Origin of the sequence: Pseudomonas serboccidentalis, from assembly GCF_028830055.1 — a bacterium.
GTDB lineage: Bacteria > Pseudomonadota > Gammaproteobacteria > Pseudomonadales > Pseudomonadaceae > Aquipseudomonas > Aquipseudomonas serboccidentalis.
Window position 1 is genome coordinate 5,816,206 of sequence record NZ_CP101655.1, and the last position, 14,360, is coordinate 5,830,565.

A 14,360-nucleotide genomic window follows, 5' to 3' on the forward strand; every position below is an offset into this window, starting at 1 on the left:
GGATCCTGGTGAATCCGGTTATTTGCGCATCCGCATCAACTCCGGCAGCCCGATCTTCAGCAGCCGCGCCGTACGACTCTTGGCCAGTTCCTCGACGCCCTCGTGCTCGGTCAGGCGAGCCATTTGTGCCGCCATGTTCATCACCAGCGCCTCACGAGAGTAAACCCCGCCACCGAGCTGGTAGACCGATGCAATCAGCTCCCGCAGCTCCAGCGGCAAGCGCCAGCGCGTGCGCAGCGCCGAACCGTAGGCCGCGCCAAACTCCGCCAGCGCATCGCCCACCTCCTCCCACTCATCCAGCTCTCCGCCAGCCTGCTTCCACTCCTGCAAACAGCGCAGCAACGCCAGATCGCCGAGGCGATGCAACATGCCGGCGCAATAGCAGCGTTCCTGATCCAGATCGAGCAGGCGCGCCAGCGTGCGAGCGTATTCCGCAGTGTGCAGCGACAGCCCCCAATAGCGCTCGGCGTAATCGGCCAGGCACGGGTCACTGAGTTTGGCACTGCGCTTGAGCGCCAGGCCGAGAATCAGATTCATGCTCTGCCCCGTGCCCAACCGATGCAGCGCCTGCCCCAGGGTTTGCACCGCCGCGCCATGATGCTGCGCTGCGCTGTTGGCCGCCGCGATCAGCACCGCAGTGATCTGCGGATCGGTGCGTACCTCTTCTTCCAGCAGTTTCAGATCAAGGCCGCTCGGATTCAGGCTGCGCTTCACCGCCACCTGGACATCGGTCATCAACGGCGCACCATCGGCCTGCTCGCGGCGGCGCTCAAGAAACACCGCCAGGGTCATGCCCGGCGCCAGCGTCGGCACTTCGCAGGACACCTCTTCGCCGGCATCCAGCAGCAGGCCCTGCAAGCGCTCGGTCAGGCTTTCCATGTTCAACGGTTTGGTCAGGTAGGCCGTGGGGGCCAGCGGAATCGCTTCGCGCACACTGGCGCTGTCATTGCGGCTGCTCATCAGAATGAACGGCAGTGGCGGATTGCGTTTGCGCTGACGCACGCTGCGCAGCACGCTCAAACCGTCGATGCCCGGCAACTCCCAATCGACAATCGCCAGGTCATACGGCACTTCGCTGAGCAATGACATGGCTTGCTGACCATCGGCACACAGGTCCAGCCGCGCATCGCAACGGACATTGAGCAACACGTGTTTGAGCAGGTCCCGGGACCACGGATCGGCCTCGGCAATCAGCACTCGGGGTACGGCGGGTAAATCAACGGCAGTCATGCTCGCTCTCCCTTGCAATGCCTGAACCTTAGCCAATGCTGGCCTTTCGATACAGCGCAAAAGCGCTTGATGTGTTTCAGGGGCGTAAAAAAACCCGCCGAAGCGGGTTTTTTGTCTATCCGATCACACAGCGCGCGGCTTACAGCTCCGAGAAGCACTCTTCGATGATCGCCAGACCTTTGTCCAGTTGCTCGTCCGGCGCCGTCAGCGGAACCAGAACGCGCAGAACGTTGCCGTAGGTGCCGCAGGACAGCAGGATCAGGCCCTTGTCACGCGCCTTGGCCACCACCGATGCCACTGCCGCAGCGTTCGGCTTGTGGCTGTCGCCGTTTTCGAACAGCTCGACCGCGATCATCGCGCCCAGGGCACGCACTTCGCCGATCACTGCCGGGTATTTGGCCTGGATGGCCTTCAGGCCGGTCACCAGACGCTCGCCGACAGCCTTGCAGCGGTCCAGCAGGTGTTCTTCTTCGAACACTTCCATCACGGCCAGGGCCGCAGCGCAAGCGATCGGGCTACCGGCGTAGGTGCCGCCCAAGCCGCCTGGGGCGATGGCGTCCATGTACTCGGCCTTGCCGCAGACACCGGCCAGCGGGAAGCCGCCAGCGATGGATTTGGCGAAGGTGGTCAGGTCGGCAGCAACGCCCATCTGTTCCATCGCGAAGAAAGTGCCGGTACGGCCAGCGCCGGTCTGCACTTCGTCAGCAATCAGCAGGATGCCGTGCTGGTCGCACAGGGCGCGCAGGCGCTTCATGAACTCTTTCGGCGCGACGTAGAAACCACCTTCACCCTGCACAGGCTCGATGATGATCGCGGCGATGTCTTTCGGCTCGGCGTCGTTCTTGAAGATGCGTTCGATGGAAGCGATCGAATCGTCGATGCTCACGCCGTGCAGTTCATTCGGATACAGTGCGCGGAAGATGCCGCCTGGCATCAGGCCCATGCCGGCCGAGTAAGGTACGACTTTACCGGTCAGACCCAGGGTCATCATGGTGCGACCGTGATAAGCGCCGGTGAAGGCGATCACGCCGGCACGGCCAGTGGCGGCACGGGCGATTTTCACGGCGTTTTCCACGGCTTCGGAACCGGTGGTCACCAGCAGGGTTTTCTTGGCGAAATCACCAGGCACCTTGGCGTTGATCTTTTCGCACAGCTCAACGTACGGCTCGTAGGCCAGCACCTGGAAGCAGGTGTGGGTCAGCTTGTTCAGTTGTTCGGTCACGGCAGCGATGATTTTCGGGTGCACGTGGCCGGTGTTCAGCACCGCGATGCCGCCGGCGAAGTCGATGAACTCACGACCTTCAACGTCAGTCACGGTGGCGTTCTTCGCCGATTCAGCGAAGATCGGGTGAATCTGGCCAACACCACGTGGAACAGCTGCGGTACGACGGGCCATCAGTTCAGCGTTAGTCTTGCTCATTACAGTCCTCATTCGCCGCTCATCGGGCGGCGTGGTTCAAGGATTAAGCGGGAGAAATCGGCGGTGGCAGCATGCGATGATCGACTGCCACGGCGTTCCCGGCCGCAGAGAAAATTCCGGTTTGAAACGACGCAAAGGGACAGCGCTCTCGTGCCCTTTGCGTTTGCAGCGATCCCTTTCCCGGCTTAGATGCCCAGGCAGAGGTATTTGATTTCCAGGTAATCTTCGATGCCGTACTTGGAGCCTTCACGGCCCAGACCAGAGGCCTTGATGCCGCCGAACGGCGCGACTTCGTTGGAGATCAGCCCGGTGTTGACGCCGACCATGCCGTATTCCAGGGCTTCAGCCACACGGAACACACGACCCAGGTCACGCGCGTAAAAGTAGGAGGCCAGACCGAACTCGGTGTCGTTGGACATCGCGATCACTTCGGCTTCGTCTTTGAAGCGGAACAGCGGCGCCAGCGGGCCGAAGGTTTCTTCCTTGGCCACAGCCGCGTCTTTCGGCACGTTGGTCAGGATGGTCGGCTCGAAGAAGTTGCCTTCCATCGGCTTGCCGCCGGCCAGCACGGTGGCGCCTTTGGCCACGGCGTCAGCGATGTGCTCTTGCACCTTGGCCACGGCTTTTTCGTCGATCAGCGGGCCAGTGGTAGTGCCTTCTTCCAGACCGTTACCGATTTTCAGCTTGGCGACGGCCACTTTCAGCTTCTCGGCGAACGCGTCGTAGACCGAATCCTGAATGTACAGGCGGTTGGCGCAGACGCAGGTCTGGCCGTTGTTGCGGTACTTGGAAATGATCGCGCCTTCGACGGCCTTATCCAGATCCGCGTCGTCGAACACGATGAACGGTGCGTTGCCGCCCAGTTCCAGCGAGACTTTCTTGATGTCCTTGGCGCACTCCGACATCAGTTGGCGACCGATTTCGGTCGAGCCGGTGAAGGACAGCTTGCGCACGATCGGGTTGCTGGTCAGCTCGCTGCCGATGTCACCGGCGCTGCCGGAGACCACGCTGAACACGCCTTTCGGGATGCCGGCACGCTGTGCCAGTTCAGCCAGGGCGAACGCGGAGAACGGGGTTTGCGAAGCCGGCTTGAGCACCATGGTGCAACCAGCGGCGAGCGCAGGGCCGGCTTTACGGGTGATCATCGCCGCCGGGAAGTTCCACGGGGTAATTGCCGCGGTCACGCCGATCGGCTGCTTGATCACGATCAGGCGCTTGTCCGGCTGGTGGCCCGGAATCACGTCACCGTAGATGCGTTTGGCTTCTTCGGCGAACCACTCGATGAACGAAGCGGCGTATACGATTTCGCCCTTGGCTTCGGCCAGCGGCTTGCCCTGCTCGAGGGTCATCAGGCGCGCGAGGTCGTCCTGGTTCTCGATCATCAGTTCGAACCAGCGACGCAGCTTGCCTGCACGCTCCTTGGCGGTCAGTGCACGCCAGGCTGGCAGCGCTTTATCAGCGGCTTCGATCGCGCGGCGGGTTTCGGCAGCGCCCATTTTTGGCACGGTGCCAAGGATTTCGCCGGTGGCCGGGTTGTTGACCTTGATCGTCTGACCGTTGTCCGCATCGACCCAAGCGCCATCAATGAAGGCTTGCTGGCGGAACAACAGGGTGTCTTTAAGCTGCATGTCGGCTTTCCTTAACAGCACCGCGGCCTGCGCGGAGCAAAATTATGATTGTAGAAAGGCGCCTCGCAAGGCTGCCGTCAGGGAAATCAGAGACCGGGTGAGGCCCATCCATCGTGCACGATTCGAAACACGTACGGCTCAGCACCCGATCTAAGAGCGTTTGAAATCTCAAACGGATCGTAGGATCAAAGGGGTTAAAGGACAATAGGTCGTTCGAAAAAAAGAACAAAAACGGCGTGTTTGTGGAAATTTTCAGATCAACGAACAAAAATCCCCGGCCGCAGCCAAACCATAGATCAGCCCGGCAAAAGCGCCAAGCGAGGGTTTTGCAGAACGTTACCGCTTTAAGGAATACAGCGGTTTAGCACCGACACGCGCCCTGACAAAACCCGCCGAAACCCAGCATGGACGCCCCGAGCCGACCTAGGTATGATGTCGCCCGCTGCACCAGTAGCTCAGCTGGATAGAGTACTGCCCTCCGAAGGCAGGGGTCGTGGGTTCGAATCCCGCCTGGTGCACCACTGATTTAAACGAGAAAGCCCCGGACTGTGATGGTCCGGGGCTTTTTTGTGGTCTCTCATGCGACGGCTTTCACTCCGTCGTCCAGTCAAACTCATCGTAATCGTAATCGTCGTCATCCTCTTCTTCCCCAACCTCCTCAAAAACCTCGTCTTCTTCCACGACGTCTTCTTCCGACTGGTTCAGCAGAAACTCCTTACGCGCCTCGGTAATCGCGCGCCGCATCTCTCCGCCCTTTTGCGGGCAGTTGAGGAGTTGGGCGATGCGGTCGATTTTTGGTGCCACGGTGTTCTCCAGCGCTTCAGCTATGGCCCGATAGTGCGCGTTTTTGCCGGGCAATGCCAAATGGCTGGGCGAACAGGTGGTCAGTTCTGGCGGATTTGCTCGAGTCGCAGGTCAAGGTCCACACCGGGGTAGCGTTTGTGCAGGTTGTTGTACAGCGCATCAGCGGCTTGCGACTGGCCGGAGTCGCGCAGGCGCAGGACTTCGCGCAGTTGTGTGTCAAGGCCGTTGGCCGGGGCGGCGGCGCGTTTGCTGACTTTGGCTTCATCGGTGCTGATCGCGTCGCTTTGCATCGGCGCCGCCATTTCCATCATCGGCGCCGGTGCCGGCATTGCGCCAGCGGGGACTGCCAGCGACTGCGCTTCAGGGGCTTGTTTGCGCGCCAATGGTGCGGCGGGTTTGGCGGCTGGGGCGAAGTCGAATCGGGGCTGTGGCTCGGGCGCACGTTGCACCAGCGACAGCATCAGTGCCACACCGACCAGGCTGGCGAAGGCGACCTGCCAACGCGGCTTCTGGCAGGCTTGCAGCCAGCGTTGCCACAGGCTTGGCTTCGGCGCCGGGGTTTCGCGGTGGGCCGCATTGAGGATGAACGCATCAAGGTGCGCCGGCGGTTCAGCGTTTTGCTGTTCGCGAACATGTTTGATCACAGGATCTTCGGGTGTCTGCCGGGCGTCAGTCATGTCAGTACCTCCTCGGCCAGCAGCCGACGCAGTTTTTGCTGGGCGTAGCGCAAGCGGCTCTTGACGGTTTCCAGCGGTGTTTCGGTGAGGCTGGCGATTTGCGCCAGGTCGAGGTCGCCGTGGGCGCGCAGCAGGAACACTTCGCGTTGATCGGCGGGCAGGGTTTGCAGGGCGTTTTCCAGGCGTTGACTGTCGCGGCTGAGGTTCAGCAGTTGTTCGGGATCGTTGGCCTCGTCGCCCACCGCATGCAGCTGTTCGTCGTAGCTGTCGTGCAGCGGCTGATGAGCGCCGTGTTTGCGCCAGTGATCGATCAGGCGATTGCGCGCAATCTGGAACAGCCACGTACGAAATGTCGCCCGCCCCTGTGGCTGACTGGCGCTGCGGATCAGGCTCAGCCATGTGTCCTGAAACACCTCATCCGCCAGTTCCGGTTTACCGCTCAATCCCAGCAGAAAGCGATACAGACTCTGACGATGGCGGGCGTACAGCGTCTCGAACGCCGCGCCGTCGCCCTCGCGATAACGCGCCAGCAGCGCTTCATCGCTGCTGGCGGCCGTGCTGTCTGGCACAGCAAACAGCTGACTGATGAAGCCTTTCAATCGGCTCACTATTCGATCCGTCGCTCAGTGGGCATCGCATTCGATGCGGTTGAGGTGCGCAGGCTTTGCGCCAGTTCGACCAATTGCACGAACTCGTTACGCAAGCCGAAACGGTCATCGCCGCGCGCACCACGGGCCAGCGCTTCGGTGTCTTTCAGGCTGAAATCGCCGGTGTAACGAGCATCCTTGAGCTGTTGGGAAAACGCCGCAACCGCCGCCGCGAAACGCAGATCTTCGCTGGCCGGTGCGACCTGATTGGCAATCGGTCGCTCGATCAGCAGACTTTTCCCACCATCGGACTGTTGATATCGCACACGCAGCATCGCCATTTCCCCGTTCTTCGCCGCAACCGCCGCCTCCGATTTACCGTAGCGCAGCGGTTCCAGCCAGCCCTTCTCGCCTGCCGGGACAATTTCATACAGCGCGGTCACCGTGTGCCCTGCGCCGACTTCACCGGCATCGACCTTGTCGTTGCTGAAATCCTCACGCTTGAGCGCGCGGTTTTCGTAGCCGAGCAGGCGATATTCACTGACCTGGGCCGGGTTGAATTCCACCTGCAATTTGACGTTTTTCGCCACCACCGCCAAGGTCGAGCCGAGTTGATCCACCAATACTTTGCGCGCCTCGCGCAGGTTGTCGATGTAGGCGTAGTTGCCGTCACCGGCGTCGGCCAGTTGTTCCATCAGGTGTTCATTGTAGTTATCCACACCAAAACCCAGAGTGGTCAGGGAAATCCCGGTCTTGCGTTTATCCACAGCCATTTGCTTGAGACTGTCGAAGTCGCTGACGCCGACGTTGAAGTCACCGTCGGTGGCCAGCAGGATGCGGTTGATGCCTTGGGGGATGAACGCCTGCTGCGCCATTTGATAGGCCAGTTCGATGCCCGACGCGCCAGCGGTAGAGCCGCCTGCGGTCAATTGCTCGATGGCTGTGCGAATCTTGGCTTTTTCCCGGCCGGACGTTGGCTCCAGCACCACCCGGGATTCGCCGGCATACACCACCAGCGACACCCGGTCCTGCTCGCGCAATTGATCGACCAGCAACTTCAGCGTGCTTTTGACCAGCGGCAGCCCTTCGCGGCGATCCATCGAACCGGAAACGTCCACCAGAAACACCAGATTCGCCGGGGCCAGTTCCGCCACAGCGCGGTCGGAGGCTTTGATGCCGATGCGCAGCAGGCGCGTGTGTGAATTCCACGGGGTGGCGGCCAGTTCGGTGGTTACGCCGAACGGCGAGCCATCGCTGGGCAGCGCGTAGCTATAGGGAAAGTAATTGACCATCTCTTCCAGTCGCACCGCGCCCTCCGGCGGCAGATGTCCCTGATTGAGCAAACGCCGGACGTTGGCATAGGCGCCCGTATCGACGTCGGCACTGAAGGTCGAGACCGGGGATTCGGCGACGCTATGGATCGGGTTGTCGGCCAGCGCCTGATACTGCTCGCGCTGTTCGTCGCGGTAGCCCTGTGGATAACTGTCTGCAGCCGGCATCGCCGCGAAACTGGCGATCGGCGCCGGACGCGCGCTGCGCTTGGCCATGGCGCCATCGACGCTGAGCGCTTCATGCTGAATCGAAGCCTGAGGCTGCGCCGGTGGCGGGACAGCAGCTGACTCCGGATTGGAAGACACGCCGCAACCGGCGACGGCCAACAACACACCGACCGCAGCAGGTCGCAGAAAAGGCAGAGAACGGGACATGGGGGCTGACCTCGGGATGAAAGTGATCCATTCATCCTCTGAGACGGGCAGCCCCTTCAGTTCGGGTTAAACGCCGCTGACATTATTTTCAGCGGTGATAACGCCGCACCACGCTGCTGTTACGCAGTACGTGGCCTCTGATTTTGTCCATCAGTTCAGCACGGGTCAGACCGGCCGGCAGGGCATCCGGGGCCAGGTCGAGGGCGTAGATCTGGATGATGTAGTGGTGAGCACTGTCGCCGACCGGCGGGCATGGCCCGATATAATTTGTGGTGCCTTTGCTATTGGTGCCGCCCACGCCTTCGAGGCTGGACTTGGCGCCAACACCGGCCGGGATCTGCCGGGTGGTGGCCTTGATGCCGTAGTGAATCCAGTGATCGACGCCCATGCCCTTCTGACCGTCCGGGTCGTGCATGACGATCGCGTAGCTCTGGGTAGCGCTGGGGCCAGCGTTCCAGCTCAGGGCCGGGGACTGGTTCTTGCCACCGCAACCGGCCGAATCGCTGGCGGCGGCCGAGGTGAACAGGCGGTTGTCCGAGACACCAGGGATGTCGAGGGTAAAGCGCTCGGCTGCCTGCGCCGGAAACTGCACGCAAAGGGCGACGGCAACGGCCGCCAGCCAAGGGTTTAGAGAGGTCAATCGGGTCATTCCGGGAGCACCTTGTGCAGTTAGGCCTTCGTCGGCCTGCAAACTATAGCTGTACCGTTGATGCCGTGGCAGTAGCAATTGGCTGAACCTCGCACTGTGCCGCAAACTCGTAAGAGAAATACCCGCGAGGAAGCCGATCATGTCCCTGCACCGTGTCGCCCGTTTCGCTGATGTCCCTGAAGACCGTGGCCTGCAAGTCGAAATCGGCGACTGCAAGATTGTCCTGCTCCACGCAAACGGCCAGCTACGGGCGTTTCAGGGCGAATGCCCACATGCCGGGGCGCCGCTGGCGGACGGCGCGCTGTGTCACGGACGCCTGATCTGCCCGTGGCATAAGGCTGCGTTTCGCGTCGAAGACGGCGCAGTGTGCGAACCGCCGGCCCTCGACAGCCTCAAGCGTTATCCGCTGGAGTTACGGGGCGATGAGGTCTGGGTCGATGATCAGCCATTGCCGGACGCGCATACGCCGCCGGCAGATGATCCGCGCACGTTCGTGATTGTCGGCGCGGGTGCAGCCGGCACCGCGAGTGCGGCGGCACTGCGCGAGAAAGGTTTTGGTGGCCGGATCATCATGATCGACCGCGAGCCGGACGCCGGTTACGACCGCACGGTGCTGAGCAAATTCGTCCTCGCCGGGGAGATGACCGCGCAGGAAACCCCGCCGCTGCGCGATGAGGCTTTTTATAAAGAGCAACGTATCGAACGTCGGCAAGGCGAAATCACCTCCCTCGACGCTTCGGCGAAAACCCTGCAGTTGCACGACGGCCAGTCCCTGCGCTACGACGCGGCAGTGCTCGCCACCGGCGGCGAGCCCAACCCGCTGCAACTGCCCGGTGCCGATCTGCCGCAGGTGTTTGTCCTGCGTTCGAAAGCCCAGGCCGAACAGATCATGCACGCGGCCAAGCCGGATCAGCGTGCGGTGATCATCGGCGACAGCTTCATCGCCCTCGAATGCGCCTCGGCGCTGCGCCAGTTCGGCCTCGACGTCACGGTCATCGCCCGCCACACCATTCCGTTCGCCGCGCAGTTCGGCGAAGCGGTGGGCAAGGCGATCCGTGCGCTGCATGAGGCACACGGGGTGAAATTCCTCACCGGCCACGAAGCCCGGGAAATCACCGGAGATGGCAAGGTCGAGGCGGTGTTGCTGGACAACGGTTTGCGCCTGTCGGCGGACCTGGTGCTGGCGGGGGTCGGCGTGCACCCGGCCACCGAGGCTTTTGCGGCGCTGCCGAGGGAAAAGGACCAGTCGCTGCGGGTCGATGCCAGTCTGCGCGTCACCGATGGCTTGTGGGCGATTGGCGATATCGCCACGTTCACGCTGAACGGCCAGCCGCAACGCATTGAACACTGGCGCCTGGCCCAGCAGCATGCGCGCATCGCCGCCGCCAACATGCTCGGCGCTGATGAGCATTATCTGGATGTGCCGTTTTTCTGGACCTGGCACTTCGGCAGGAACTACGACTACCTCGGCCATGCCGAGCATTGGGATGAAGTCGAGTTTCTCGGCGAACCCGAGCAACCGCCGTTCATCGGGCTGTTTGGCAGGAGCGGCATGGTCGTGGCTGCGGTGGCGTGCGAGAAGGAGCGGGAGATGGCGATGCTCGCCGAGCGCATGAAACAACCACTGTCGATGGAACAAGCGTGGACGCTGATCCGCGATTAGTCATCGATTCGTGTAGGAGCTGCCGCAGGCTGCGATCTTTTGATCTTAAAAAAGCAAAATCAAAAGATCGCAGCCTGCGGCAGCTCCTACAGGGAAATCGTCGTTCAGGTGGGGCGATTCACCGGATCACGGTTTGCGTCATCCTCGGCATGCAGAAAGATCACCCGAGGATGCTCCAGTGGCGCCAGCGGTGGCGGCAATTGCGCCGGCTCCAGCGGACGAAAGTTGAGCACCACATGGCTGATGTCACCGTCCTGATCGTTGTGGATGGTCATCACCCCAGGCGTACGCAACGTCTGCAAGCGGTCATCGCACAGCCGGAAGCTCTTGGTCAGCCCTTCGTCGTCAACCACCGGCGCCGGTAGACGGCGCTGGGCGAAGCTTTTGCTCTTGCGCTGTTGATAGCGGGCCCAGGCAATCAGGATCACCGCGTTGACCAGCGCCACCCACAGGTAGATGTTCAAGGTGCCCAGCGCTTCGAACGCCGAGTTGTCGATGCGCGGCCCGCCGGCATGGGTTTCGATCAGCGGCCATAACCCACGCACCAGCAGAAACAGCAGGCCGACCCAGGCCAGCACGGTGAGGATCACATCGATCACGACCAGGAAAGGGCGCTGGCGGGTCCGGATGATTTTCATTTGATGACCTCCTCTTCGTCGTCTCCGACCGGTTTGATACCCCGGTCAGGGCTGACCCAGCGCGCACGCTTCTGATGCTGACCGAACAACACCTTGGGAAAACTGACCAGCGTGGTCAGCAGACTGATGAACCAGAATACCAACGGGTACCAGACCACCCAGAACATCGTGCGTCCCAGGCCCGGCTCGTAGCGCCGGTCAATGATGATGCTGACGGCGAACTGCACCAGACAGACGAACGCCAGCAGCAGCCCGGTGAACGCCGGTGGCATCAAGTGATCGACCGCAATGGCTTCGGGCATCACCACGAACTTGCCCACTGCCCAGAAAATCACCGACAACAGGAAAGTGAAGGCCCAACCGGTCGACAGGCAATATTCGAACAGCAGCGGCCACAGGTAACGATGGCGGTACTGCCAGATCCCGCGAATGTTCTTGAACAATACTTCGGCGCCGCCCTGCGCCCAGCGCAGCCGCTGCTTCCACAGGCCGCCGAGGGTTTCCGGCATCAGGATCCAGCACAGCGCCCGCGGCTCGTAGAAGATGCTCCAGTGATCGAGTTGCAGCTTCCAGCTGATGTCGATGTCTTCGGTGATCATGTCCGGGCTCCAGTAACCGACCCGGTTCAACGCCGTACGGCGGAACGCGACGATGACGCCGGAGACGGTAAAGATCCGCCCGAACACCCGCTGCGTACGCTTGATCAAGCCGATGATCGACGAGAACTCACCGACCTGTACCCGCCCGACCAATGTTGAGCGTGTGCGAATCCGTGGGTTGCCGGTCACCGCGCCAAGCCGTGCGTTGTCGAGCATCGGCGCCACCAGATAGGCCGCGGTGTTCGGCGCCAGCAGCGCGTCACCGTCAATGCACACCAGATATTCACTGCGCGCAGCAATGGCACCCATGCGCAGGGCCACAGCCTTGCCCTGGTTTTCCGCCAGATGCAGGACCCGCAACCGTGGGTCTTCCTTGGCCAGCGCATCCAGCACTTGCGCGGTGTTGTCCTTGGAGCCGTCGTTGATCGCAATGACTTCAATGTTCGGGTAATGCTGCCCCAGCGCCGCGTGGATGGTGTCGGCGGCGTTGTCGCCTTCGTTGTAGCAAGGGATCAGGATCGAGATCAGCGGCTCGCCTTCCAGCGGCGGCGGCAGGGTGTCGTCCTTCCACGGCCAGTGGCGTTCCCAGTGCAGCCAGAAATACAGGCCGCCGGCGATCCACAGCCCGGACATGAACAACGGGTAGAAGAACACGAAGTCCATCAGGAACTGCCCGGTGACCAGGAAGATCAACCCCAGCGGCACGCCGAGGACGAGCGCCAGAACAAGCAGGGCTAACAGTCTATCCAGCATGTCATGGGTTCCATTTGTTGGAGAGCGCAGGCCTTACGGTTTTCAGGTCCGGCAGGTTGTCGAGGAAGTTGTCCGGGTAGTAACCGAAACTGGTCGCACCCTGACGCTTGAGCCGGCCCATCCAGTCGGCCAGTTGCGCGCCGTCGATGTCGGCCTGGTCCTTTTTGGTCCAGTCGCGGGCCTGCAATTCGAACACCGTACGGTCCAGTGCACTGGGGCGCTGTTTGATCTTCGCCACCAGCGCTTCGAGCCACGGGCCGGATTGCGCCTGGGTCTGTTTCTCCATCAGCGGCATGGCCATCGGCGCCGTCCAGTCGTAGGTCACGAGGAAATCGTCGAGGTTCTGTGCAAACCAGGCTTCGCTGTCGGGGTTGAGGATCGGTTCGGCAAAGATGTTGCGTGCGGTCTGCACCTGCGGGCCTCGGATCGCCCGGACCTTGGCGGTCAGTTCATTGGTGAAGTCGATCAGGTAGCGGCTCTTGAAGCGCGTCCAGCGCTGCATCGCTGCCGGATCATCGCGAAGCGCGGCAATCGATCCCGGCAAGCCCTGCGCGGCGTAGGCCTTCAAGGCCTGCGGGCTGGCGTCCTCGAAGTCCGAGAGCACCGCGTCGTCATGGTAGAGAATGCCGTCGACCGAGGTCAGGCGCGCCACGTCTTCGTATATTTCACCGATGATCTGCCGTACTTGCGGATCGAACGGCGACAGGCGCTGATACTGGTCCGGATCGACCGCAGTGGTGCCGGTCTTCGGATCCCAGCGAGTCACGCGTGGCAGCTTCGAGTCGAGGCCGAAACTGAGCACCGGCATCCAGGCGAACACCTTCACATGGGCGCGGGTGCGCAGTTGCCAGGCGACGCGGTCGAAGATGTCGGCGCGCACCGGCAAGTGACGGTTGGGGAAGTACAGCGAATGCACCAGCCCGTCACCCTTCGGATCAGCAAAGGCCTGCAGGAATACGGTGTTGGCGCCCATGTCGGCCATGCGCTGGACCAGCTTGCCGAGGTTGATTTCCTGCTGCGCCGGGTCCGGGTCGTAGACGTTGTCCAGATCGACGTGGACCACACGCATGGTGAAGTCGGATTGTGCGCCGACGATGCTGTTGGCGAAATGCTCGCCGTCAGGATCGGACGCCACCAGGAAGCGCGGGCTGCTCATCAGGTTGTCGAGGGCGTCGAGACCGTCGTCCAGAGTCAGGGCCATTTCATAGCCCTGCTCGCCGACCACCGCCAGCGAAGTACCGTCCGCCGTGCCGTACGGCCAGACCCAGATGCGCGGTTTCTTGCCGGTGACCTTGCGGATCTTTTCCGAGATGGTCGCGACGTCGTTGCGGATCCGTGCACGGAACTCCTCTTCGGATTCGTAGCGCTTGGTGACCGGATCGTAGCGGCGAGTCGCCGCCGCCGGCTGCAGGTTGCCCTGCGGGTTGGCGAGGATGCCTTTGTGGCTGGCGTCCGTGTGGGCGGCGATTTCCACCAGCCCCGATTGCGAGATTTCCCGTATCTGGTCCCAGGTGAGGAAATCCGATCGTGCCCGTGGCGCACCGGCAAAATCCACCGGTTGATTGAGCGGGGTGTCGATCCACACACCGACCGGCGCCAGCAAGGCGTGCCAGTTGTAGGCGCGCAGCACTGGCAGCACGCGGGTATAGAAGCTTGAATAACCATCGTCGAAGCTGAGCAGGATCGCCTTGGGCGGCAGTTCCGGGCCACCCTTGCGCGCGGCCATGATCTGATCGACGGTGACCGGTTTGTAGCCGTTCTCGCGCAGCCACGCGAGTTGCTCGATCATGCGCTCGGTGCGCACCGCCACCACGGCCTGATCGGGGTCACGGTCTTCAACGTCGTGATAGGCGATGCCCAGCACATGGTTTTTCGGCCACGGTTTTTCATTGGCCGCCACCGGACGCTGCGACGGCGGCGCGAAGGCCGGGGCTTGCTGGGCGCAGGCGCTGACCAGCAGCACTCCCAGCAAAAGGATGAAACGCGTAATCAAAGGCATCTTCAAA

12 protein-coding genes and 1 tRNA gene are annotated in these 14,360 nt (G+C 62.0%); 2 read left to right on the forward strand and 11 right to left on the reverse strand.

Features of this window, described 5'->3' with window-relative positions; translation table 11 throughout:
- Positions 1-18 precede the first annotated feature (18 nt).
- From NN484_RS26495 to gabD, 3 genes are all read right to left on the reverse strand, one after another.
- Positions 19-1,230, reverse strand: coding sequence for a response regulator (locus tag NN484_RS26495; protein WP_127648459.1), 1,212 nt, complete (start codon positions 1,228-1,230; stop codon positions 19-21).
- Between the two features lie 139 nt (positions 1,231-1,369).
- Positions 1,370-2,650, reverse strand: a complete 1,281-nt coding sequence (gene gabT / locus NN484_RS26500; protein WP_095667851.1) for a 4-aminobutyrate--2-oxoglutarate transaminase — start codon at positions 2,648-2,650, stop codon at positions 1,370-1,372.
- A gap of 185 nt (positions 2,651-2,835) precedes the next feature.
- Positions 2,836-4,278 (reverse strand): NADP-dependent succinate-semialdehyde dehydrogenase, encoded by a 1,443-nt coding sequence (gabD, locus tag NN484_RS26505; RefSeq protein WP_025113404.1) that lies wholly within the window; start codon positions 4,276-4,278, stop codon positions 2,836-2,838.
- 444 nt (positions 4,279-4,722) lie between these two features.
- On the opposite strand from gabD, the gene NN484_RS26510 reads away from it, so the two are divergent.
- Positions 4,723-4,799 (forward strand) — tRNA-Arg (locus NN484_RS26510).
- A gap of 70 nt (positions 4,800-4,869) precedes the next feature.
- Here the strand turns inward: NN484_RS26510 and NN484_RS26515 are convergent.
- From NN484_RS26515 to NN484_RS26535, 5 genes are all read right to left on the reverse strand, one after another.
- Entirely contained in the window at positions 4,870-5,106 is a 237-nt protein-coding gene (locus NN484_RS26515; RefSeq protein WP_425518818.1) for a hypothetical protein, read from the reverse strand.
- Positions 5,107-5,162: 56 nt separating this feature from the next.
- Positions 5,163-5,759 (reverse strand): hypothetical protein, encoded by a 597-nt coding sequence (locus NN484_RS26520; protein ID WP_215501135.1) that lies wholly within the window; start codon positions 5,757-5,759, stop codon positions 5,163-5,165.
- Positions 5,756-6,337, reverse strand: a complete 582-nt coding sequence (locus tag NN484_RS26525) for an RNA polymerase sigma factor (protein WP_252191594.1) — start codon at positions 6,335-6,337, stop codon at positions 5,756-5,758. The genes NN484_RS26520 and NN484_RS26525 overlap by 4 nt, the downstream gene beginning before the upstream one ends.
- Before the next feature lie 29 nt (positions 6,338-6,366).
- Positions 6,367-8,052, reverse strand: a complete 1,686-nt coding sequence (locus NN484_RS26530; RefSeq protein ID WP_274658310.1) for a vWA domain-containing protein — start codon at positions 8,050-8,052, stop codon at positions 6,367-6,369.
- Positions 8,053-8,140: 88 nt separating this feature from the next.
- Positions 8,141-8,701, reverse strand: a complete 561-nt coding sequence (locus NN484_RS26535; RefSeq protein ID WP_274658311.1) for a YbhB/YbcL family Raf kinase inhibitor-like protein — start codon at positions 8,699-8,701, stop codon at positions 8,141-8,143.
- Positions 8,702-8,840: 139 nt separating this feature from the next.
- Here NN484_RS26535 and NN484_RS26540 point away from each other — a divergent pair, with 139 nt between their 5' ends.
- Positions 8,841-10,364 (forward strand): FAD-dependent oxidoreductase, encoded by a 1,524-nt coding sequence (locus tag NN484_RS26540; protein ID WP_274658312.1) that lies wholly within the window; start codon positions 8,841-8,843, stop codon positions 10,362-10,364.
- A 104-nt stretch (positions 10,365-10,468) separates the two neighbouring features.
- Here the strand turns inward: NN484_RS26540 and pgaD are convergent, their stop codons facing one another.
- From pgaD to pgaB, 3 genes are read right to left on the reverse strand one after another with little or no spacing between them, the layout of a single operon-like run.
- Complete coding sequence (gene pgaD / locus NN484_RS26545) at positions 10,469-11,002, reverse strand: poly-beta-1,6-N-acetyl-D-glucosamine biosynthesis protein PgaD (protein WP_127648451.1); 534 nt, start codon at positions 11,000-11,002, stop codon at positions 10,469-10,471.
- Positions 10,999-12,354 (reverse strand): poly-beta-1,6-N-acetyl-D-glucosamine synthase, encoded by a 1,356-nt coding sequence (gene pgaC / locus NN484_RS26550; RefSeq protein ID WP_127648450.1) that lies wholly within the window; start codon positions 12,352-12,354, stop codon positions 10,999-11,001. Before pgaC ends, pgaD begins: the two co-directional genes overlap by 4 nt.
- 1 nt (position 12,355) lies before the next feature.
- Positions 12,356-14,353, reverse strand: coding sequence for a poly-beta-1,6-N-acetyl-D-glucosamine N-deacetylase PgaB (gene pgaB, locus NN484_RS26555; protein WP_274658313.1), 1,998 nt, complete (start codon positions 14,351-14,353; stop codon positions 12,356-12,358).
- Positions 14,354-14,360 lie beyond the last annotated feature (7 nt).

Bases quoted from the DNA above. Each gene is read 5' to 3' on its own strand.
- NN484_RS26495 (WP_127648459.1), bottom strand. From the start codon at position 1,230: ATGACTGCCGTTGATTTACCCGCCGTACCCCGAGTGCTGATTGCCGAG.
- gabT (WP_095667851.1), bottom strand. From the start codon at position 2,650: ATGAGCAAGACTAACGCTGAACTGATGGCCCGTCGTACCGCAGCTGTT.
- gabD (WP_025113404.1), bottom strand. From the start codon at position 4,278: ATGCAGCTTAAAGACACCCTGTTGTTCCGCCAGCAAGCCTTCATTGAT.
- NN484_RS26520 (WP_215501135.1), bottom strand. From the start codon at position 5,759: ATGACTGACGCCCGGCAGACACCCGAAGATCCTGTGATCAAACATGTT.
- NN484_RS26530 (WP_274658310.1), bottom strand. From the start codon at position 8,052: ATGTCCCGTTCTCTGCCTTTTCTGCGACCTGCTGCGGTCGGTGTGTTG.
- NN484_RS26535 (WP_274658311.1), bottom strand. From the start codon at position 8,701: ATGACCCGATTGACCTCTCTAAACCCTTGGCTGGCGGCCGTTGCCGTC.
- NN484_RS26540 (WP_274658312.1), top strand. From the start codon at position 8,841: ATGTCCCTGCACCGTGTCGCCCGTTTCGCTGATGTCCCTGAAGACCGT.
- pgaD (WP_127648451.1), bottom strand. From the start codon at position 11,002: ATGAAAATCATCCGGACCCGCCAGCGCCCTTTCCTGGTCGTGATCGAT.
- pgaC (WP_127648450.1), bottom strand. From the start codon at position 12,354: ATGCTGGATAGACTGTTAGCCCTGCTTGTTCTGGCGCTCGTCCTCGGC.
- pgaB (WP_274658313.1), bottom strand. From the start codon at position 14,353: ATGCCTTTGATTACGCGTTTCATCCTTTTGCTGGGAGTGCTGCTGGTC.